The organism is Bilophila wadsworthia ATCC 49260 (assembly GCF_000701705.1).
In the GTDB taxonomy this organism is placed as follows: domain Bacteria; phylum Desulfobacterota; class Desulfovibrionia; order Desulfovibrionales; family Desulfovibrionaceae; genus Bilophila; species Bilophila wadsworthia.
On sequence record NZ_JNJP01000031.1, the window covers coordinates 22,331 to 42,393 of the forward strand.

The 20,063-nt window shown below is 57.7% G+C and carries 11 protein-coding genes; 5 read left to right on the top strand and 6 right to left on the bottom strand.

From position 1 onward, the window contains the following. Position 1: 1 nt before the first annotated feature. From T370_RS0111700 to T370_RS0111725, 6 genes are all read right to left on the bottom strand, one after another. Complete coding sequence (locus T370_RS0111700) at positions 2 to 1,243, bottom strand: type II secretion system F family protein (protein WP_029435842.1); 1,242 nt, start codon at positions 1,241 to 1,243, stop codon at positions 2 to 4. A 58-nt stretch (positions 1,244 to 1,301) separates the two neighbouring features. Continuing rightward, a complete protein-coding gene (locus T370_RS0111705) occupies positions 1,302 to 4,166 on the bottom strand; it encodes an amidohydrolase (RefSeq protein ID WP_029435843.1) in 2,865 nt (954 codons plus the stop codon). A 98-nt stretch (positions 4,167 to 4,264) separates the two neighbouring features. Next, positions 4,265 to 7,090, bottom strand: coding sequence for an amidohydrolase (locus tag T370_RS0111710; RefSeq protein ID WP_029435844.1), 2,826 nt, complete (start codon positions 7,088 to 7,090; stop codon positions 4,265 to 4,267). Between the two features lie 117 nt (positions 7,091 to 7,207). Further along, positions 7,208 to 10,030 carry an amidohydrolase gene (locus T370_RS0111715; protein ID WP_029435845.1) on the bottom strand — a complete coding sequence of 941 codons (2,823 nt, stop codon included), beginning with the start codon at positions 10,028 to 10,030 and terminating at the stop codon, positions 7,208 to 7,210. 1,021 nt (positions 10,031 to 11,051) lie between these two features. Further along, positions 11,052 to 11,750, bottom strand: coding sequence for a nicotinate-nicotinamide nucleotide adenylyltransferase (locus T370_RS0111720; protein ID WP_005025872.1), 699 nt, complete (start codon positions 11,748 to 11,750; stop codon positions 11,052 to 11,054). 2 nt (positions 11,751 to 11,752) lie between these two features. Further along, positions 11,753 to 13,021: a glutamate-5-semialdehyde dehydrogenase gene (locus T370_RS0111725; protein WP_029435846.1), complete on the bottom strand. Its 1,269-nt coding sequence runs from the start codon at positions 13,019 to 13,021 to the stop codon at positions 11,753 to 11,755. 229 nt (positions 13,022 to 13,250) lie between these two features. On the opposite strand from T370_RS0111725, the gene T370_RS0111730 reads away from it, so the two are divergent. From T370_RS0111730 to T370_RS0111750, 5 genes are all read left to right on the top strand, one after another. Further along, positions 13,251 to 13,937, top strand: a complete 687-nt coding sequence (locus T370_RS0111730; protein ID WP_005025876.1) for a tetratricopeptide repeat protein — start codon at positions 13,251 to 13,253, stop codon at positions 13,935 to 13,937. 174 nt (positions 13,938 to 14,111) lie between these two features. Next, a complete protein-coding gene (gene iorA / locus T370_RS0111735; protein ID WP_029435847.1) occupies positions 14,112 to 15,965 on the top strand; it encodes an indolepyruvate ferredoxin oxidoreductase subunit alpha in 1,854 nt (617 codons plus the stop codon). A gap of 2 nt (positions 15,966 to 15,967) precedes the next feature. Continuing rightward, entirely contained in the window at positions 15,968 to 16,573 is a 606-nt protein-coding gene (locus T370_RS0111740; protein WP_029435848.1) for an indolepyruvate oxidoreductase subunit beta, read from the top strand. A 256-nt stretch (positions 16,574 to 16,829) separates the two neighbouring features. After that, positions 16,830 to 18,392: a sigma 54-interacting transcriptional regulator gene (locus tag T370_RS0111745; protein ID WP_029435849.1), complete on the top strand. Its 1,563-nt coding sequence runs from the start codon at positions 16,830 to 16,832 to the stop codon at positions 18,390 to 18,392. An 858-nt stretch (positions 18,393 to 19,250) separates the two neighbouring features. After that, positions 19,251 to 19,655, top strand: coding sequence for a Ros/MucR family transcriptional regulator (locus tag T370_RS0111750; protein WP_005025888.1), 405 nt, complete (start codon positions 19,251 to 19,253; stop codon positions 19,653 to 19,655). Positions 19,656 to 20,063 lie beyond the last annotated feature (408 nt).

Here is a 20,063-nt window from a genome sequence, read left to right on the forward strand (position 1 = left end):
GTCAGCCTGCGAGGGTGCTCATTTCAAAGATGGGCAGGATGATGGCGATGACCACAAAGCCGACGATGCCGCCCAGCAGGAGGATCATAACCGGTTCCATGAGGGACGTGACGACCTGAAGACGCGAGGCGACCCGGTTTTCGCTGTCGTTGGCGACCCAGAGCAGCATTTCGCCGAGCTGTCCGCTCCGTTCTCCGGCGGCGACCATCTGGCGGGACAACGGCGGAAAAACAAGCGGATCGTTCATGAATTCAGAAAGATCCCGGCCCGCCTGCACGCCGTCGATCATGTTCTGTACGGCTTGGGCCATGAGTTTGTTGTCCGCTACGGATTTGACGATATGTAGGGCCTTGAGCAGGGTGACGCCGTTTTTGAGGAGCATACCGAGGGTGCGGGTCATATGCCCGACGATCAGCGGGCGGTAGATGCCCGCAATGCCGGGCAGGCGCAGCAGCAGGCGGTGGGCATACCGCTTGCCTCCTTCGGTCCTGCGCATCCGCCAAACGCCGATCATGATGCAGAGGACGAGGAGCAGGATGATCCACCAGCCGGATCGGATGCCGTCGCTGACGGCCAACAGGATCTGCGTGGGCACGGGAAGCGCGCGGCCCATGTCCGAGAAAATCTGCGTGACCTTGGGGATCACGAACGTCAGCAGGAAGATGACGACGCCGATGCCCACGAACAGCATGAGGATGGGGTAGGCCAGCGTAGCCTGCACCTTGCGCACCAGAGCCACCTGCTGTTCGATATGCTCGGCGAAGCGTTCAATCACGAGTTCCAGCGTGCCGGAGGCCTCGCCCGCCCGCACCATGGTTACGAATGTCGACGAGAAAACATTGGGGAATTCCGCCAGCCCGTCGGCGAGATCCCCACCCGCCATGATCCGGTCGCGCAGACGGGAAACGATGCCCTGCATCCTGGAGGCGTCGTCGTGTGCGCAGATGCTCGCAAGGGCCTCGTCGAGCGGAAGGCCCGCGTGCAGCAATGTGGCAAGCTGGCGGGCCATGGCGGCGACAGCCGTCTTGGGGACGGGGTGGAGCGATTCAAGGATTTTTTTGAAGGAGCTCTTGGAAGAAGGCATTCCCGGATTGGCAACGGATGCAGACGCGGATTCGACGGAGAGCGGCACAAGCCCCTTTTCGCGTACGGACGCGATGGCCTGCCGTTCTGTGTCAGCCTCCACCAAGCCGCGCACGGTTTTACCCTTCGCGGAAATGGCCTTGTAGCAAAAATTCGCCATGAAACCTTGAGCGGGAAAGGAGCCCCCACACGGGGTGGAGGCCCCTTTTCAGCAGATGTTATTGTTCGTTGCGGCGGCGCAGCACGCGGATAGCGGCTACGGTTGACATGCCGAGGAACAGGACCAAAAGATCATACGAAGGCGTGGAGCCGACGGTACAGCCGCTGCTGCTTCCGCCATCGTCCTTCTTGGCCTGGTCAGGCTGGTAGGAGCCGCCGTTGGAAGGCATGGTGCCGGAGGTGGTCACCAGAGACACGGGGTCAACGATCACGCCGGCGGTCTGGTCGGCGTCAAAGGTGGCGTCGTTGTCCTTGATGATGAAGAACGTGATGTACTGCTTATCCATTTCAAGCACGGCATCCTGACTCAGCGCGACAGTCGGATTCGCGAAGTCCGCAACCCACCACTGGCCAGAGGCAGAAGCCATGGATGCGGAATCCGGACGGCCGTAGACGTATTCGGTCTTCTGGTTGGCCGTCATCTTGTACAGCTTGAAGCTGCTGAGCTTTTCGCCGTTACCAAGCAGGTTCATCTGGAAGACGGCACTGGATCCGGCGGCTACGTTTGCCATAAACGATACGGTACCGAAACGCTTTTCGCCGTCGTTCAGGGACGCATAGTCCTTTTCAGCCGTGGCATGGTCAATATACTGGCTGTCAGCGATGGTGACATCGGTGTCGAGCGTGGGCTGGTCATACGCAACACGGAAGCTGTTCACAAAGAAGTCCGTGTCGGGCAGGACACCGTGGACGACCTTGTCGCCTACGATGGTGGCGGCAACACGCAGCCTCGCGATAGTCAAGGGTTCCGTTTGTGCTACGTCGAAGATGTCCTTGTCCATGATGACGAAGTCGGCAAGCTTGCCTTCCGCAATGGAGCCGACGCGGTCTTCCAGCTTGTTCTGATAGGCGGGAGCGATGGTGACGGCGCGGAGAGCCTGAAGCGTACTGACGCGCTGGTCATACGTCCAGAACTTGCGGGTTTCGGTGCTGTTGATCCGCTCCTTGTAATCAACGGTGGCATCAACATCCTTGCCCGTGCCGTTCACTTCAATATTCTTCTGGCCCAGGACCTCAAGGGCATCGCCGGAGAAGCGGGTTACACCGGACTGGATGCTGCGCAGGGGCGAGATCGGGGTCACGAACGTATCGTTGTGGAACGAGTAGGGCATGCCATAGGCTTCTGCCCAGCCAGCCGGACTCATGTTGTAGGCGCGGCCGGGGCCAAAGAACTTGTTGGTATGGCGATAGCCGTAGAAGTAGGTGTGGTTGTCAAAGAACGAGACGAAGTGGTTCTGGGCAGCCATCAGCTCGGGAAGGTTGCCGTTGGGCAGCTTTCCGTTGAGGGTCGTGTCGACGACGCCATCCTTGAACGCGCCGTCAAGCTCTTCATACATGTCGGCCGTACCGTTGAGGCCCGCATAGTCGCCCACCAGACGCTGGATCTGCTGGCGTTCCACGGTCTGGCCGTGAATGGAGGTGTGGCGGGTATCCTTGACTTCGGGATACATGGACACGATGTTCTCAAGAGCGGTTACCCATGCTTCAGCAGCGGCGGAGCCGTTCGTGTGGGTTTCCGTACTGTGGCCATACTTGTGGTAGATGCTCAGGCCGTGGGTTAGATCCTCGGTCGTCATGTAACGGGTTCCGGGCAAGCCGTTAAAATATCCGGCCTTATTAAAGCTGTCTTCTTCGGTGTATTCTCCCCAGTCATAGAAGCCGGGCTTTTTCATCCATGCGGTATATCCCTGCGGGGAACCGTCTTCAACGAACTTCCATGCGCCTAAGAAAATATGGTTTTCGGGAAGTTTCGCCGTACGCACAGGCGCGTAGGAAGGATCGATCTGTTCGTAGGGGATTCCTTGACCGGGCTTGGAATACATGACGACAGGCAAGGAGGTGATATCCGAGCCGCCCGGCAGGGCGTTGGAGCCGTCCGTATAGCGATCCGGGGTGCCGTCATCGGTCCAGCCCAGGGCTGCGCGGTTCATCCAGCCAAACATATCGACACTGGCTCCATAGTATCCCATGGGATGGTAGGCCAGGCGGATGTTCAGGCGGTTCTTGAGCAACGCTTTTTGGAAAACAGGAACGTCCTGTACCAGGGGAGTGGTGCCGCTATCGCCGGTTGTAACACCAGCTGCCGCATACACCTGATCGGCACGGGAAACATTCTGGAGCGGATTGGATTTTACCTTCAGAGGAACGAGAGCCATGGCATCCCCCTCAAGCAAAAGTCCGGTAGGCTTCCCGTCCTTGTCCTTGACCAGCCCCTCTGTCTGGTTGTTTTCGTCAATCCCGTAAAGGTCCAGCGCGGCAGAGTTGGCGACGGACATGTGGCCGGAAATGTGTCTGACCAGAATGGGATGCTCAGTGCTGGCCTTGTCAAGGTCATATCTGGTGGGATGAACCTGCTCAAGCAGTTGTGTATCGTCGTAGTTGTCGCCGACGATGGGCTGACCGGGAGGCGTGACTTTTGCTTTGTTGGCAAGCGCTTCAATCAGCTTGTCCATGCTGTTGACAGTACCATCAAGCAACGGGCTATTCAGATTGACTTTATAAAGATCGCTTTCTCCCTGCTGGGGAAAGTGCCCGTGCCCATCCACAAAACCGGGGAGCATGGTTTTCCCGCGCAGGTCAACGATCTTATTGACATTGGCAACACTGAGAAAGCCCTTGCTCTCTGCGTCCGCCTTGGAGCCGGCAAAGATGATTTTGCCGTTCAGGGTGGCGACGACGTCAACAGTTCTGGCATCGTTGCCCTCTCTCGCTTCGGCTGCGGTTTCCGTAACGGTATAGATTTTACCATTGTGATAGACCGTATCGGCAATTTTGTCCGCAGCATACAGCTGCATGCCGCCGCCGAGGAGCATCGTTACAGCCGCCGCGATTGACAGAGCGTGTTTCTGCATCTGCTTCTTCATACACTTCTCCTCAAAGTCTAAAAAACACTGTGCCGGCTCTGTTAAACTGTTTATCCATGAGTCCACCCCGGGCCGAAACCCGGGGTGAGGTTATCCAGTTAATCGTTGCGGCGGCGCAGGACGCGGATAGCGGCTACGGCCGACATGCCGAGGAGCAGGACCAGAAGATCATACGAAGGCGTGGAGCCGACGGTACAGCCGCTGCTGCTTCCGCCATCGTCGTTTGAAGAACCGGAATTGCCGTTATTGGGCAGAGAGCCCGTCGTGACGAGAGATACGGGGTCCTTGATGGCACCAAGGGTATCGTCGGCATCGAACGTGCCGTCGTTATCGCCGATCACGAAGAAGGCGATGTACGACTTGTCCATTTCCAGCTTATCCGCTTCGGTCAACGGAACGGTGGGGGCGGCCATATCGGCGATCCACCAGTAACCGGAAGCGGAATCCAACTGTTCGGGAGCGGGCTTGCCGTACGTGTACAGATCCGTGGTCGTATCATGGAGCTTGTACAGCTTGAACTCAGCCACGGTAGCGCCGTTGCCGAGGAAGGAGAACTGGAATACGCCGCTCTTGCCTTCGGTGATGTTCGCCGTGAACTGGAGGGTGCCGAGGCGCTTTTCACCCTTGCCTATGGCTCCGTAGTTCTTTTCGGCCGTAGCGTGATCGATCGGGCTGGAGTTGAGGTTGCTGACGGTAACGCCGTCGGCCTGACCGTAGCCCGCGTTCACCAGGCTGACAAAAGCGTCGGCGTCGGGCAGGAAACCGTGGACCACGTTGTCACCGACGACGGTCGTGGCGACGCGGATGTCCTGGATCTCCAGCGGCGTGGTCGCGGCCACTTCGATGGGGTCTTGGTCAAGGATGGCGAAGTCGGCCAGCTTGCCTTCTTCAATGGAGCCGACCAAGCGTTCAATGTGATTCTGGTAGGCCGGAGTGACGGTCACCGCGTGGATGGCCTGGAGTGGGTTGAGGCGCTGATCGAAATCCCAGAATTCGCATTCAGCACCGCCCTTCGTTTCAGGATACATGGCCTTGGCGCTCAGATCCTTGCTGGAACCGCTGAGAACCTGACCGCCCGTGCTGGTACGGGTCACGGAGGACTGAATGCTGCGCAGGCCGGAAATCGGGGTTACAGGGGTGTCGTTGTGGGACGTGAAGTGGTGACCGTAGGCGGCGGCCCAACCCTGCGGGTTCTGTTGCTTGCCGCGTCCGGGGCCCATGTAGATCTCCAGATGGCGATCGCCCCAGAAATAGGTGTGGTTGATGAAGTACGAAGAAACGAGGTTCTGATCCTTGATCAGCTTGCCGTTCTGGAGGGCGGCGCGCAAATCGGAAGCGGTCCATTGCTTGCCATGGGCGTCGGTGTCCGTTCCTTCCTGGCGGGCGGTACCGCTGAGATCCCGATACATTTTGGCGGTAGCGTCCAGCTCGTCGTACTTGCCCACGCTACGTTCAACAATTTGGCGCTCTTCCATCTGGCCATGGATGAACGTATGCCGGAGGTCTTTGACCGTCGGATGGTTGGCCACAGCCAATTCGATGGCGGTCATGTAGTCTTCCGCCGCCCAACTGCCGTTGGTGTGGGTTTCAACGGGCTGGTTGTTTTTCGTGTAAAAATCCATGCTGGCGATGAGCGTTTCCCTCGGGAAGTTGAGGGTACCGTTCAAGCCGAGCAGCGCGTCGGGAGCATTGGGATCGGGCTTGCCAGTGACAGGATCATTACCGGCATTGGCCCCCTTGTCCCAATAGCCCGGATGCTTGAAGTAACCGGTATAGCCCTGATTCGAACCGTCATAAATCTGCTTCCACGCACCGAACAACAGGTAGTTCTCGGGAAGTGCGGAAGGATCATTCTGTCCCACCACAAGGCGGGTAAGGTCGTCGCCAACCTTGGGAGATGCCGCAGTGGGCGCGTCGTCAAACGGATCTGGAGTGTTGTTCGTATCCCATTTCAAGAACGCGTGGTTGGAAACGCCACCATAGGCAAACGTTAGAGGGTGGAGAATGATTCGGATGTTCAAATCTTTATTCCCGACGGAGTTCTGATATGCAGGAAGGGACGCTAACATGCTGGCGCCCTGGTCGGAGGTAGTCACGCCTGCGGCGGCATAAGCCTGAGAACCGCGCGCGGTAAGCTGGAGGCTCTGTGCAGTGCTGAGAGAAGGACGGGTGAACAGGCCCATGGCGTTGGTTTCATAGAGCATGCCCGTGAGACGACCGTCTTTGATCTCCACGCCATCTACTGCCTTGCCGGTGTCCTTGAGGATAAACTCGTTCCCGACGATCTTTCCCTTGGGCATGATCTCGCGTTCAATGACGTACGAGTTGACCGCACACATATGGGAAGAACTGTGCATGGCCATAACAGGATGCTGCGTGCTGGCCTTATCCAGATCGTCACGATTCGGATGACGCTTTTCCGCAATCATGGAGTCGTCATAGTTGGAACCCTGTACCCAGTCCCCGGCCTTAGTGTTGTCGGCCTTGACCTTGAGCAGTCTGACCAGATCGTCCATATTGACGACAGGGCCGAGCGGCGGGCAGTTCAGGTTAACGTTGAACAAGTCGATTTGGCTCTCGCCGGGAAAATGGCCGTGCCCGTCCACGAAGCCGGGCAACATGGTCTTGCCGCGCAGATCGACGATTTTGTTGACCTTCGCCGCATCAAGATAGCCTTGCGCTTTGGCGTCGGCTTCCGAGCCCACAAAGACGATCTTGCCATTCAACGTTGCGACAACGTCAGCTTTTTTGGCATTTGCGATGTCTTTGGCTTCTTGTGCCGTTTCCGCAATGGTATAGATTTTACCATTGTGGTATACGGTATCGGCAATTTTGTCCGCAGCATACAATTGCATACCGCCGCCGAGAATCATCGCCATGGCCGCCGCGAAAGACAGAGCTTGCTTCTTTACACGGTTTTTCATGAATGTTCCTCCTGTAAAAAGTTGACTTGCCGAATACTTTTTTGACTTCCCTTTCGCCGAGTTGCTCATTTTATGAGCCCCCCCGGGGCGAAGCCCGGGGGGGGGAGAGTTTGTTGATTAATCGTTGCGGCGGCGCAGGACGCGGATAGCGGCTACGGCCGACATGCCGAGGAACAGGACCAGAAGATCATACGAAGGCGTGGAGCCGACGGTGCAGCCGCTGCTGCTTCCGCCGTCGTCGTTGCCGTAGACCTGATCAGCGGTGCCGCCGTTGGTGGGCAGGGTACCGGTGGTGGAAACCAGGGATACGGGGTCGACGATCACACCATCGGCCGTATCCGCGTCAAAGGTGGCGTCGTTATCACGAATGATAAAGAAGGCCACATAAGTCTTGTCCTTTTCCAGAACGGTATCGCTGGGCAGGGCAACAGTGGGGTTGTCGAATGAGCCGATCCACCACTGGCCGGAGGCCGAGGCCATTTCGCTGGCCGAGGGACGACCGTAGGTGTATTCGGTCTTGGAGTTGGCGGCTAGTTTGTACAACTTGAGCGCGTCGACCTTTTCCCCGTTGCCGAGGAAATCCATCTGGAAGATCGCGCTGGAGCCGGCTTCAACTTCGGCGGTGAAGGAATATGTACCGAAACGCTTTTCGTTGGCTTCGAGAGATGCGTATTCCTTTTCGGCTGTGACGTCGTCGATGAGCTGGCTGTCCTTCATAGTGACGACAGCTTCAAGAGACGGCTGATCATAGCCAGCGTAAACTGTGCTGGCGAAGCTCTTGGTATCCGGAAGGAAGCCATAGACTACGTCATCGCCCACGATGGTAGTAGCCACGCGCATTTTAGCAATGCGAAGAGGCTCGGAGTTGGCTACATCCATGATGTCTTCATCCAAAATGACGAAGTCGGCGAGCTTACCTTCCTCGATGGAGCCAAGACGATCTTCAACCTTGTTCTGGTAAGCGGGAGTGATGGTATTGGCGCGGATGGCCTGAAGGGGGTTTATGCGCTGATCATAGGTCCAGAACGCACGAGTTTCAGTATCGGTGATGCGTTCCTTATATTGAGCCGTGGCGTTCAGGTCCTTGCCCTCGCCGTTTACCGTGAGGTTTTCTTGGCCAAGCGAAGCGATTGCGTCGCCGGAAACGCGGGTTACAGCGGACTGGATACTGCGCAAAGGCGAGATGGGCGTGATGGTTGTGTCGTTATGGAAGGTGTACCGCTGGCCATAGGCTTCGCTCCAACCGGCGGGACTCATGTTGTAAGCGCGGCCGGGACCGAAGAACTGGTTGGTATGGCGATAGCCGTAGAAGTAAGTGTGGTTGTCGAAGTAGGAGTTGACGGTGTTTTGGGCCTTCATGAGTTCGGGCAGGTTGCCGGCGGGCAACTTGCCGCCCATGGTCAGATCGACCTTGCCGTCCTTGTACGCGCCGGTCAGGTCGTGGTACATGTGAGCTGTCGCCTCAAGATCTTCATAATGTCCAGAGAGGCGTTCCACATGCTGACGTTCCATGGTTTGGCCGTGGATAGACGTATGGCGGGTGTCCTTGACGTCAGGATAGGTAGCGACGGCGTCCTCAATTGCGGACACGTAGGCCTCGGCGGCTGCGGAACCGTTGGTGTGGACCTCTACGCTCTGTCCCTCGGCGTGGAAGAGTTTGATGAGATCGGTGAGCACGTCGGGAGCAATGTTTTGCGTGCCAGCAAGGCCTATGAAGTAATCCGACTTTTCGAAGCTGTCTTTCGCCGTATAATCCTTCCAGTCATAATAGCCGGGGGACTTCATCCACGCTGTGTATCCCTGCGGAGAGCCGTCAAAGAGGAGCTTGTAGGCACCGAGCATAAGATAATCGGAAGGCAAGTTAGCAGGGACTTCCGTATTGCCGATGTTCCAGCTTGTGATGTCATCGCCAACCTTGGCTGCATCGGTGGCGTCCGAGAATTTGCCATCACCGGTGTCCTTCCAGCCCATGGCCTTACGGTTGGTCGCTCCCATGGCGTCAATAACGGTACCATTAGGCAGAGCATAGCCATAGTAGCCAAGGGGATGAACGAGGACACGGAGATAGAGCTGGTTGGAGTCCAGAGTGTTTTGGAATGCGGGAATTTGCTGTGCCTGTGCACCGCCGCAGTCGGCGGTCGTTACGCCTGCCGCCGCATAAACCTGCGATGCCCGGGCAATACCAAAGTTGTCGTTGGTTTCGAGTTCATTGGAAAGGGTAACGAGACCCATGGCCTTCGTTTCGAAGAGTACGCCGGTGGGCTCTCCAGAGGCGTCCTTTTCAACACCTTCTGTCGTTGTTGCGGAGGTTACATTATATTTTTGCAGAGCGAGCGAGTTGGCCGCCCCCATATGGCCGGAGATGTGCGAAACGTAGATAGGATGGGTGGTGCTGGCCTTGTCCAGATCATAGCGGGTAGGATGGCGCTGTTCGGCAAGCTGCGTATCGTCGTAGTTCCAGCCGATAATCGGGCTGCCAGCGGGAAGGGTTTCGGCCTTTTTGCGCAGCTCCTCAATGAGCTTGTCCATCGTGTCTACAGTGCCGTCGAGCAACGGACTGTTCAAGTTGACCTTATAGAGGTCACTAGTACCTTGTCCCGGGAAGTGCCCATGCCCGTCAACGAAACCGGGCAGCATGGTCTTGCCGCGCAGATCGACAATCTTATTGACCTTATTCTCATCGAGATACCCCTGAGCCTTGGCATCCGCTTCCGAACCCACAAAAATGATTTTGCCGTTCAGAGTTGCAACGACGTCAACCTTTTTTGCATTCTTAACGTCTTTAGCTTCTTGCACCGTTTCCGTAATCGTGTAGATTTTACCATTGCGGTATACGGTGTCAGCGATCTTGTCGGCAGCGTACAGTTGCATACCGCCGCCAAGAATCATCGCCATGACGGCCGCGAAAGACAGCGCTTGCTTCTTTACACGGTTTTTCATGAATGTTCCTCCTGTAAAAAATTGACATTGCCGGGCGCATTCCTGCTGGTTCCTTTCCCCGATTCGGATAGCAGAAAAGCGTATTTCCCGGATTTCGGGTAATAAAAAGACCAGCGATGCGCCTCACGCACACTGGTCTTTTGACACGAATGGATAGAGTGCTTGACTCTAGGAGGGAGAGCGAAAAAACGGCATCCCTTAAACAAAGGAATGCCGTACAAAGAGGCTGACGGATTGCAGAGGGAAGTTACGCTAGACCAGAGAGAGAGAGAGAGAGAGAGAGAGAGAGAGAGAGACCGCGCGCCAGCAAAGATGGGCATTCTTACACCCTTAGGGGAAAAAATGTGCTGACGGGATGGCTGCATTCAGTCTCCATAGGAATTGTTGAAGCGTTACAAAGGTACGCTTGTTCAAAAAAGAATATGCAAAGGGTGTACCTGAGAATTATCATGTTATATTTCTATAGATTGAAAAAGAATAGCACATAAAGATGATGAAATAAAGGTTATTTTAATGCATAAATAAATTATATATTTATGTTATGCTATGTATATTACATGGTTATAAAATGAGTCGTTTATGCATTATAATTTGATTATGCATCATTGCATGGTTCGCTTTTTTTGCACGGAAGAAGTCATGCTCTCCTTATATGATAATGATAATCTATCTATTAAGGAATAGCTATTTATATGGTTGCACATTATATGATAGTTCTCTAATAATTATAACAAATTATGTATTATTTATAGACTTAGGCCGGATAAAACGAGATGAAGCGTGAAATGTCACGCAATTGAGTATATTTTATTCGAGATAAAACGTGAAAGGAAAGTATGATGCGGCCAGTGTGTGATTTTGATCACATACTTGTACTGGAAGGGTATACAGCCTGCCCGCTAATAAGCCTGTCGGCTTGTATCGTATTGCCGCCGTGTGGGATTCAGTAGAGAAAGGTTTAAAAAAGACAACATTCCGCTGGTGCATAAAAGCCTTCCCCATCACAGGGAAGGCTTTTATGTCATCGCCAGCAGAGGCGGACGTCTTCTTTGTAGGTATCCAGAATGTCGATGACCGGGTCGGGGGTCAGGTAGCGGATGCTTTCGCCAAGAAGCCATTTGGCGCGGAGCAGCGAGGCACTGATGTCCAGATGCGGCAGCGGAAGATAGAGGCAGGATGTTTCGTCCGTGATCGCCGCCGAGAGGAGGTTGTTTTCATCAGGCTCGGTGATGACGGCCTTGGGCCAGTGACGGCCTATCGTTGCCCGGAACGTCTCCTCATCCGCCTGGCAACGGGGCACTACGACAAAGTTGGTGATGTTGGGAAGCTCCAAACCCCTGTGCCATGTGTCCAAGTGCATGAAATCCTCACCCCCGAGGATGAACATGGGGCTTTCAGAGGTATGCCTCTTTCGCCATTCCGTGATCAGGTTCCATGTATAGGAAGGGTGCGGAAGTTCGCCCTCAAGGGTGCTGACCTGGAGCCGGGCATCGGAAGGGGCGGCGTTTGGGGGCGTTTCCAGAGCGCCCTGCAAGAGCGAGACACGCATCTCGAACGAAAGCAGACCGGAATCGGCCTTGTGCGGCGGGACGGCGCAAGGCATGAGATCCACATGCTTGAGCCGCAAGGCTTCTGCCACAGCCGTAGCCAGCCGGAGATGCCCGATATGCACGGGATTGAATGTCCCGCCGAGGATGCCGATGGTTTGAGCCGGAGTCATGTTTATTCCCTGATCTGACCCGTCCCGAGGGCCACAAATTTGGTCGTCGTCAACTCGCGCACGCCCATGGCACCGTAGGAATGCAGCTTGGAGGTGCAGATCCCGATTTCAGCGCCAAGGCCGAGCTGCCCGCCGTCGTTGAAACGGGTGGACGCGTTGACGGCGGTGAGGGAGGCGTCGGCCTCGCGCAGAAAGCGCGTGGCGTTGGCGTGGTTGTTGGTGCAAATGACTTCAGTGTGGTTCGAGCCGTAACTGGCGATGTGATCCAGCGCGTCATCCAGCGAATCCACGACGCGGACCGCAAGGATCAGGTCATGGAACTCCTGCCCGAAGTCGCCGGGCCGCGCGGGAACGGCCTTCGCTCCGGACAGCAGGGGCAGGGAGCGGGCGTCGGCCCGGAATTCCACGCCGTCGGCGCCGAGTTTTCCGGCGAGCATCGGCAGGAACGAGGCGGCTTCTTTCTCATGCACCAGCAGGCACTCAAGCGCGTTGCAGACTCCGGGGCGCTGGACTTTGCCGTTGTGGGCGAGGCGCAGGGCCATGCCGAGATCCGCCCCTTCATCTATATAAAGGTGGCACACGCCCATGTAGTGCTTGAGCACGGGCATGGTGGCGGCTTCGCACACGGCGCGCACCAGCGATTCCCCTCCCCGGGGGATCATGACGTCCACATATTTGTCAAGTTTGCAGAGCGCGGCGACGGCGGCGCGATCCGTGGTTTCCACGACCTGCGCCGCATCCTCGGGCAACCCGGCGCTGCGCAGCGCTTCGTGGAGGAGCCCGGCCAGCGCGAGGTTGGAATGGATGGCCTCCGAGCCGCCGCGCAGGATCACGGCGTCTCCGGCCTTCAGGCAAAGGATGGCGGCGTCGATGGTGACGTTGGGGCGCGACTCGAAAATCATGGCGATGACCCCGAGCGGGATGCGCATCTTGCCGATCATGAGCCCGTTGGGGCGCTGCCACTGTTGCTCGATGACGCCGACTTCATCAGCCATCTCGGCGAAATGCAGACAGGCATCGGCCATATCCGCCATGATGCGCGGCGTGAGGGTGAGCCGGTCGAGGCGCGGAGCGTCCATGTTTGCGGCCTTGGCGGCGTCCACGTCGAGGGCGTTGGCCTTGAGGATGTCAGGCTGGCGTTCGATGAGCAGTGCGGCGAGTGCGCGCAGGGCCTGCGTTTTGGCCGCGGGAGCGGCGGCCGAGAGCACGCGGGCGGCCTTCTTGGCGCGCTGCCCCATCTGTTCCATCTGAAGTTCGATCGAAACTGTCATGGCGTTTCCTTTTTCGTGGCGCGGGAGGTTGAGGCGTTCTCTGTAGCACGTATGTATAAGGTTCCACGCGGCTTCCCGCAACCCCGGGCCGGGACATTTCTTTTGACATTCCTGTCGATCCAACCTATGTTTTGCTGTCTTTGGTCTTGCTCCGGCAAGCCCGTTTCTGCGTGTATCGGACCTCGTCCGTCATAAAAAGAGTGTGGAAGAGTCAAGGAGTACAGACATCATGGCAGATCCTCTCCGTCCGTCCGGGCCTCAGATCCCCGGCAGTCTGATGGGCGAAATCCAGTCCGAAGTGGCCGTCGAAGCCACGCCGCTGTTGAGCTTCGTGCTCCGGAACAGCCGCATCATCGTGACCTGCATCGTTTTACTGGTGCTCGTCATCGCCGGTGTCGGCGGCTGGCAGTGGCATCAGACCCGTGTGGAACGCGAAGCCCATCTTGAGCTTGGCCGCATCCTTGTCAGCACGCAGGGCCCGGAACGCATCGCCGCGCTGGAAACATTCCTGCCCGCTGCTCCCAGCGCCATGAAGTCCGGCGTCCAGCTTGAAATCGCCACCACCGCCCTTGGCCTTGAACAGTACGGGAAGGCCGCCGACGCGTATGCCGCCGTCGCCGCCGCCGATCCCAAGGGCTCCATCGGTATGATGGCCGCCATCAACCAGGCCGACCTCCTCCAGCGCCAGGGCAAATACGCCGAAGCGCTCGCCGTTTTCGACTCTCTGGAAAAGAGTGCCCCCGAAAGCCTGCGCCCCGCCATTCTGGAAGGGCAGGCCATGTCCGCCGAACTCGCGGGCAAGCTCGACCGCGCACTCGCCGCCTACGAAAGCATCGCCACCTCTTTGGGGGATGCCGCGAACAACGGCTATTTCCAGGCCAAGATCGCCGAACTGAAGGCGCGCATGGCCTCCTAACGCCTATCAAGGGGAACGGCCTCCGTCGTAAACCCTGTCGGTTCCCGGTTCGCCGGGAAGAAAACGGGCTGTTGCCGCAAGGCCTCAGCCCGTTTGCGCAGGGGTCGTTTCTTTCGGAAAACCGTGCGGTTCGGATCCGTTCCCGCCGCGCTTCAAACACGAGGGAAGGTTTTCATGAGTCATCCGTTACTGGCTGCTGAAGCGGGCGTGCGACACCTGCTTCTTGGCAACGAGGCCATCGTCCGGGGGGCGTTGGAAGCAGGGATCAATGTGGTAACCTGTTATCCGGGCACCCCTTCATCCGAGATCCCGGACACGTTCCACTATCTCGCTTCGTGCGGCAGGTACCGCATGGAGTATTCCGTCAACGAGAAAGTGGCTGTGGAAGTGGGCGCTGGCGCGGCTCTTGCCGGGGCTATGAGCATGACCACGATGAAACACGTGGGCGTCAACGTGGCCGCCGATCCGCTGTTCACCGCAGCGTATGTGGGGCTTCCCGGCGGCTTCGTGCTGGTGAGCGCCGACGATCCTTTGTGCCATTCCAGCCAGGATGAACAGGACAACCGTACGTACGCCCGGTTTATGGGGATGCCCTGCTTCGAGCCCGCCACGGCGCAGGAAGCCAAGGACATGACCCGCGAAGCCTTGTTGCTGGCCCGAGAACTCCAGCAGCCGGTCATGCTGCGTACGACCACCCGCGTCAACCACCTGCGCGGCCCGGTCACTTTCGGAGCGCTCGGCGAACCGGCCCCCATCGTGCCCTTTGAACGCAACCCCATGCGTTTCGTGCCCGTACCCGCCGTGGCGCAGGGCCGCCATAAGGTTCTCGTCGAACACCTTGAGAACGCCCGCGCCAAGGCCGAAGCCTCCCCGTGGAACAAGGTTTCCGGGGAAGGGCGCATCGGCGTCATAGCCAGCGGGATCAGCCGTGCCTACCTTGCCGACGCGCTCGCCGAAAACGGTTGGGAAAAGGGCGTCAAGGTGCTTGAGCTCGGGTTCACGTGGCCCCTGCCGGAAAACCTGTTGGCGGACTTTATGTCCGGCTGCGATACGGTGCTGGTGCTCGAAGAACTCCAGCCGCTGGTTGAGCAGGATCTCCGCGCGCTCGCTCAGGAACGCAAGATCGACGTTTCCATCGTGGGCAAGGGCCCGGACCTGACGATTTTCGGCGAATACTCCACGGGTGCCGTGGCCCGCGCGCTGGCCGCCGTGCTCGGCAAGGAACTCCCGTCCGCCGACGGTGCCGCCATCGACGTCTCCCGCCTGCCCGGTCGTCCTCCGAATCTCTGCGCCGGCTGCTCGCACCGCGCCATGTACTATGCCGTCCGCAAGGTTTTCGGTGACGAAGCCGTCTATTCCAGCGACATCGGCTGTTATACGCTCGGCATGGTCCCGCCCCTGCGCGCCGCTGACTTCCTGTTCTGCATGGGATCTTCCGTATCCGCCGGCAGCGGGTTCGCCATGGTTTCCGATCGTCCTGTGGTCGGGTTCATCGGCGACTCCACGTTTTTCCACTCCGGCATGACCGGCCTTGCCAACGCCGTGTTCAACAAGCACGACGTGCTGCTGGTGATCCTCGACAACGGCACGACCGCCATGACCGGCCATCAGCCCAATCCCGGCGTGTGCACCTCCGTCCTCGGCGAGGGCTGCAACCATCTGGACATCGAGAGCGTGGTCCGCGGCATCGGCGTTACGGACGTCGCCAAGGTCAAGCCCTTCAACATGCGCGGCACGCTGAAGACGATTGAGGAAATGAAGGCCCGTTCCGGGGTCCGCGTCATCATTGCGGAAGAGCCCTGTATGCTGTTCGCCCGCCGCACGCTGAAGCAGAACCGCCCGCAGGTGGCCGAAGTCGCCACGCAGGGCGAGGAAGCCTTGAAGTGTCTGGCCGAGCTTGCTTGCCCCGCGTTCCGTCGCGGCGGCACCGCCGAAGCTCCGGTCGTCAGCGTGGATGAATCGCAGTGTTCCGGCTGCATGGTGTGTCTCCAGGTAACGCCCGCTATCCGGGCCCGCAAGCGGAGCTGAAAATGAGCAATCGTATTCGTATTTATATGACGGGTGTGGGTGGCCAGGGAACGCTTACCGCCACCACGCTGCTGGCCCGCGTGGCCGTGGCGCAGGGCGTCGAGGTGGTCGCCGGCGAAATCCACGGTATGGCGCAGCGCGGCGGCGTTGTGGAATCCACCATTTTGCTCGGCGGCTGGAAAAGCCCCAAGCTCGGATTCGGCGAAGCCGACATCGTGCTTGGTTTCGAACCGTTGGAAACGTTGCGCGGCCTGCGCTACCTGAAGCAGGGCGGCGTGGTGTTTTCCAGCACGGACGTCATCCCGCCGTTGTCCGTCTCCGCCGGGCGCGAAGTCGCTCCGGGGCTGGACGCCGTGGAACAGGCCGTGCGTGATCGCGCTTCCTCCGCGTGGTTCCTCCCCTGCCGCAGCATGGGCATCGAACTCGGTTCCGCCCAGTGCGGCAACAACATCCTGCTCGGCGCGCTGTGCGCTTCCGGCCTCCTGCCCTTCGGGTTCGAAGCGCTGGAGGAAGGCATTCGTACGTTCATGCCCGCCAAGCTGGTTGACGTAAACCTCAAGGCCGCCGAGCACGGGCGCGAAATCCTCGCCTCGTCGCGGCTGTTTTAGCCGTTTGTTGAAAGGGGCCGGAGGCGTTGCTTCCGGTACAAGGGGGCCAGCGCCCCCTTGCCCCTTTCCGAGGCATGAGCCATAAGCGCGAACGCGCCTCGGATCCTCCGGATGCCTTTTTTATGGATGAGGAGGGCCGACTGTTCCGTTTTTCTCTTCGCATTGATGCACCCTATAGCGCACAAGGGACTTGAAACGGGCCTCTCGGCCGGTCCCTTTTTTGATTCGTATGTCTGAACAGTCGTCTGCCGGTTTGATGAATCCCGTCCCGTACATGGAAACCCTGCAACGCATCGCCGCAGGAATGGGGCCGCAGCGTGGGTTCCAGTCTTCGCTTAACTCCTTGCTTTCGCTTCTCACCGAGCGGCATGGGTTTCTGCGCCCGCATCTGGTCATTTTCGATCCGGAAACACGGACGTTGCGCCTGTGCGTGGCCGATGGCGCGCCCCGCAGCGCCCAGGTCGTGTATGAGCCCGGCATGGGCGTTACCGGCCAGGTTTTCGTCACGGGCAAGCCGGTCATCGTCGAATGCCTCAAGGGGCATCCCGTTTTCCTCAGCAAATTTTTTATGCGCACCGATGAGGAACTGTCTTCGCTGGCCTTCCTCAGCGTCCCGGTGCTCGCTCCGCAGATGAGTTGGGAGCCGGGCCGCGAACAGGCGCGCAAGGTCATTGGCGTGTTGAGTGTCGATACGCCGAGAGCCTCACGCGAAGAACTGGAGCGGCAGCGCTGTTTCCTCGAGGTCGTTGCGGGGATGATTGCGGCGCAGGCCACGTATTTGCAAGACGACATGGCCCGGCAGCAGCGCCTTGCCGAGCGCCGGGGGGACAGGCCGCATGTGGCCGGGGATTTGGACGGCGGCATACTTGCCGTGTCCGAGAGCATGTGCGAGGCGTTGAAGCAGGCCAGCTATGCCGGGCACGGGCGCGGTCCGGTCCTGCTCCGGGGCGAACCGGGTACGGGAAAAGCCCGGGTGGCGGCATTCATCCATACGGCAAGCGTGCGCAACGAACTGCCGCTGGTGCGTTTTTATGCGTCGCGCCTCCAATCGCCGGGTGCGGACAGGCTGACCGAGGAACAAGCCGAACGCGAATTGTTCGGCTACCGCAAAGGCGCGTTCCCGGGTGCCGTTCAGACCCGCAAAGGGCTGTTCGAGCTTGCCAATTGCAGTACGCTGTTCATTGAGGACATCGACAAGCTTTCCCTGTCCATCCAAGCGCAGATCCTGCATGTCTTGCAGGAGCAGTCCGTGGTCCGCATGGGGGGAGGGCAGCCCGTAGGCGTGGACGTGCGTTTCATCTGTTCATCGTCGGCGGATTTGGAAAAACTGGTCGCCCAAGGTGCCTTTCTCGAAGATTTGTACAATCGTATCACCGTGTTTCCCATTGCCCTGCCTCCGTTGCGCGAACGTCCTGAAGACATCCTTCCGTTGGCGGATATGTTCCTCAAGGCGTCCGCCGAGGCCTTGGGGCGCACAGTGGAGCGCATTTCGACACCGGCACAGGAACTTCTTTTGCAATACCCGTGGCCGGGCAATGCCGGAGAGCTGGCCCAGTGCATGAAGCTCGCCGTACAAGGTTGCGACGATCTCGTCCTGCGCGCCGCTCACTTGCCCCAATCCCTCCAGACGTCTGGGGACAGCCGGGCGGCGTTGCCGTTCAACGATGCGGTGGCGCGCTTCGAACAGGAACTGCTCATTGACGCCCTGCAACATGCGCATGGCAATATGCTGCAGGCCGCCCGCGATTTGCAGGTAAGCTACCGGATCGTCAATTACAAGGTTAAGAAGTACAACATTGATCCGCGCTCCTTTGCCTGAGCGAGGCAGGGGAATAGTGTAGAGCGGATATGCTTTAAAAGGATAGAAGACTTGGGAAGAACGTTTCTTCAGAAAAATACCCTTTCCCAAGCCTGCCGGCACGGAGATATCCCGCTCTTTCCAACGGCTTCAGTGTATGGAATCCTTGTTCGCAGCCTACAGGTCGCCTTTGGATGGATACCTGCCTCAAAGTGAAAAGGTTCTGAGCCCCGCCGCAGATTTTCCTTTAAGATGCCTCCTGTAGGTTGTCCCCGGTTTGAGGGCTGTGTGGGATTCCGTTTATGGGCTTGTTAGCCGCATCTCCTTACTGTGCCGACGTTATGTTCTTGAGAAAAATGCAAGGCATCATTTACTGTCCCCTATCGGATAGGCTATCCAAGGAAACGAGAGGAACTGTTTTTCCTCGTGCAAGCTGTGATTCCATCCTGTGCGGGATGGAACGGGCAAGCATCTTTCCTTCACCGTACTTCTTGATGCGCCTGCATGGAATAGCTGCCTTTTAGACGGCATTCATGGAAAGTATATAATAAAAAGGTACGAAAAGCGGTTGCATTGCATAGGCCCCTCGTGCAATACTGAACAATATCTTTTTAGATATGGCTTGTTGTGCAGAGATCCTGAGTACGGAATAGAGGGAAGCGAGATGCATTGGCATCAAGGACAGTGGACCGGCTGGTAGGGGTGCTTTGCCGGGGGAACGGTTTCGTTCCTTGCTGTTTCCGCCCCCCGTATCACTTCAGGGGTGAGGGGATAACGGGGGAAAAGGCGTACGGGATTCTGGGGGGAGTGAATGCAGGAGAGGTTCCTGGATTCATGGCACAACCTTTTCAGTAACTTTGTTCCGAGGAGGCATCCCTGATGGATGATCATTTGAAAGAAGCACTGGATATTGTCAAAGCACAGGCCAGCGTCCGAATCATGTCGGAAGACGAAATCATTTCCATGGTGCGTCGTCTTTCGTCCGATATCAAGAACGTTGCCGAGGGTGAAGGCTGCGTTGAGGAGCTTGCCAGTTCCGATGTGCAGAGCGATCCCCGCAAATCCATCAAAGAAAAGTCGATTACCTGCATGGAATGCGGCAAGACATTCAAAATTTTGACGCGTAAGCATCTCGCCAGCCATAATCTTGACGCTGCCGAATACCGCGAAAAGTGGGGCCTCAAGAAGGATACCCCGCTGGTCTGCAAGGGCCTTCAGCGCGAGCGCCGCAAGAAGATGAAGGACATGAAGCTCTGGGAAAAGCGCCGTAAGGTTGAAGAGTAGGAATGAGTTCGGTGGAGAGGGGGAGGAGTCTTTTTTGAAGAACGGAGATACCCGAACGGGGTTCCTTCCCTCTCCTCTCTACCGGATTTTTGAGCCCCCAATATTTTTGATTGCGGGGTTGAGGAAAAGAAAAAGGCGACTGCTCAACAGTCGCCTTTTTTGGGATAATTCGTACAGCCTTTTTGAAGCGGCTTAAACAGACATTGCAAGAGGATCTACAAGAACCTTTTTATGTTCCTTCCATCTTTATATGTGTTTCCCGGCATTCTCTTGCAGCATGTCGCCAGATAGAAACGACAGTCCCATATTACACAGGGAAAAAGTGAAGAGGGATTCAATAAAGGGGAAAGTCTTTGAAGGGAGTGGGGGAGGTTTGGAGGGGGCGAGGGAAACTTTCTTTAGAAAGTT

Bases quoted from the DNA above. Each gene is read 5' to 3' on its own strand.
- T370_RS0111715 (WP_029435845.1), bottom strand. From the start codon at position 10,030: ATGAAAAACCGTGTAAAGAAGCAAGCGCTGTCTTTCGCGGCCGTCATG.
- T370_RS0111720 (WP_005025872.1), bottom strand. From the start codon at position 11,750: ATGACTCCGGCTCAAACCATCGGCATCCTCGGCGGGACATTCAATCCC.
- T370_RS0111730 (WP_005025876.1), top strand. From the start codon at position 13,251: ATGGCAGATCCTCTCCGTCCGTCCGGGCCTCAGATCCCCGGCAGTCTG.
- T370_RS0111710 (WP_029435844.1), bottom strand. From the start codon at position 7,090: ATGAAAAACCGTGTAAAGAAGCAAGCTCTGTCTTTCGCGGCGGCCATG.
- T370_RS0111740 (WP_029435848.1), top strand. From the start codon at position 15,968: ATGAGCAATCGTATTCGTATTTATATGACGGGTGTGGGTGGCCAGGGA.
- T370_RS0111750 (WP_005025888.1), top strand. From the start codon at position 19,251: ATGGATGATCATTTGAAAGAAGCACTGGATATTGTCAAAGCACAGGCC.
- T370_RS0111705 (WP_029435843.1), bottom strand. From the start codon at position 4,166: ATGAAGAAGCAGATGCAGAAACACGCTCTGTCAATCGCGGCGGCTGTA.
- T370_RS0111745 (WP_029435849.1), top strand. From the start codon at position 16,830: ATGAATCCCGTCCCGTACATGGAAACCCTGCAACGCATCGCCGCAGGA.
- T370_RS0111700 (WP_029435842.1), bottom strand. From the start codon at position 1,243: ATGGCGAATTTTTGCTACAAGGCCATTTCCGCGAAGGGTAAAACCGTG.
- iorA (WP_029435847.1), top strand. From the start codon at position 14,112: ATGAGTCATCCGTTACTGGCTGCTGAAGCGGGCGTGCGACACCTGCTT.
- T370_RS0111725 (WP_029435846.1), bottom strand. From the start codon at position 13,021: ATGACAGTTTCGATCGAACTTCAGATGGAACAGATGGGGCAGCGCGCC.